The 2,188-nt window shown below is 44.4% G+C and carries 1 protein-coding gene; it reads left to right on the forward strand.

Going from position 1 to position 2,188, the window contains the following annotated elements; all coding sequences use genetic code 11:
• The coding region (locus ACFE90_RS37830; protein WP_375507353.1) for an NACHT domain-containing protein at nucleotides 1–1,844 on the forward strand (1,844 nt) is incomplete at its 5' end.
• Between the last annotated feature and the right edge of the window lie 344 nt (nucleotides 1,845–2,188).

Below are 2,188 nucleotides of genomic sequence, written 5' to 3' on the forward strand. Positions count from 1 at the left end.
GTGCAGCATCGGCATTGGGAAAGATAGAACAACTCAACCTGAATAATGTTGTAGCAATTCTGGATAGAGTCTATTATGTAGGTCAATCAGAAGTTGTACAGTGGCGGTTTTTAAGCTATTTCTTGGGTGGCGGCACAAATCAAGTCAAAACACTGCTTACATGGCTGGGTTTTCCTGACGCTAAAACAATCCCTGCTTCATTAAGCCACGATCGCGGTGATAAAACTCTCAAAATCTTTGCCCAAGTCTGGGAACCCAGCCGAGATTTGGCACGATTACGGGAAGATTTAGCAAAGCAAATTGCTGTAGTTGCCAGAAAAGTCCATTGGGAACCGCAAGATATTGTAATTTTAGAAACTCACTACAAAAACCTCAAAGATGCCGGATTCAATGAAGCTGATTCGCTGCAATCAGTAATAGTTAACCTCAAGGGTTGGCAGTGGTTTTTTAACGCTAGAACAATAATTTTGATTCACGCTACCTTTTGGCTTGCCCTCATCTTTGCTTATCCCAAATTTCCCCAAGTTCAAGCCATTTTCTTCTGGAATCCTTGGGTAAGGCGGATCTTAGGCGTGGGCTACGTCGGCTTTCTCCTCGCCTGGATTCCCTTTTTCCGCCGCAAGTTATTTGAACCCTTCAAGCCTTCCTTGTTAGCCGATGCCGGGTTAGATAATTTTAACCCCCAAACATACTTTTCAGAATCGAAGGTGAAAGTTCCCAGTGCTGAAGAACCCCAAGCAATTACCCAGGTGCTACCCAGCATCATAGGGCAAATAGTCTTAGAAGGTGATTCTGGTTTGGGTAAGTCGATGTTTCTCCGCCATCTGGTGAAAACCTCACCGCGCATTGTGGTTTATTTACCCGCCCGCAAGTGTGACAAGGGGGTAATTGAAGCAATTCAAGCCAAGCTGCACGGGCAAGCACAAGATGCTGATTTTCTCAAGAATTTAATTTACAGTGGTGCATTAGATATCTGCATTGACGGACTCAACGAAGTCACAGCCGACACCAGAGCAAAAATCTGCCAGTTTGTCGAAAGCTATTTCCGGGGTAACATCATCATGACTACCCAGCCCCTAGAGTGGACACCACCCTCAACAGCCAAGATATATAAATTACAGTCCCTAGAGCAAGCCCAAATTCAGCAATTTTTGCTTTCCCGTCAGCCACGACTCCCCAAAGATGCCAAGGTTCAGGGTAATAATTACGAGCAAGCCTGCACTAGCTATCTAGCAACAGCCCTCAGCAAGCAGCAATCACCAGAGGAGTTAACTCCTAACCAAAGGGTTCTCTCTAACCCAATGGATTTAACAGTTGTGGCGTTAATGATCTCCCAAGGTGAATACCCCGATTTGTTTCACCTGCAACAACAGCAATATAATTTGATGGCAGCCGAATACCTGCAAGAGTGGAACCAGGAATTTCCCTTAAAAAAATTCTCGGATGCAGTCTATCAAATGCGGCTAAACGATGAGCAGGCGCTACCTGGAGAGAAATTTTACCAGGTAGTACAGTCTTTAGAAGATGAGAAATATAAAATGGTCGTCAGCCGTCAGTGGCAAAACGAAGAAGGTGCAGCCAAGAGAGAATGGTATTTCCGCCACGATAAGATTATGGAATTCTTTTTGGTGCAGAACTTTCTCGGCGAGAAGGATGAAGCTAAAAATCGGCTGATTGACCACATGGGCGACCCCCGTTTTCGCGGTGTCTACTTTTTGCTAGTAAATTTACTGCCTTTAGATGCTGCCAAAGAACTGAAGGAAAAATTAATTCAATACGCCGCCGATACCAAAGACCATACTGTGAGTGATACCTTTGTGCAACTGTTGCGCCCAAGGTCGTGAGATGAATTCGTAATTGGTAATTGAGAAAGAGACTTCTAGACTGAGGGCAAATTTTTGATTTAATTAAAATCCGACTTTTCACGTCGTGTAGAAAAACTAACGCTAAACCTAGTCCCTGAGCAAGCTTCCCTACTAGGGAATGGAAGCGAGGTTTTCTAGATAAGAGTGAAAAATCAGATATTGGAATAAGTGGAAAAAGAGATTGTGTCTGTCCTACCGCCAAGTAGAATCAATGCTCAGTTCACCTGGAACCAAGCTTAATAAATGAAGGCGGAGGGATTAACCACGACCCCAGTTGCGATCGCGCTCATAGCGGTAGTTATTGTCACGAATGTTGCGAAGGT

It is taken from the genome of uncultured Nostoc sp. (assembly GCF_964245445.1).
Taxonomy (GTDB): Bacteria; Cyanobacteriota; Cyanobacteriia; order Cyanobacteriales; family Nostocaceae; genus Nostoc.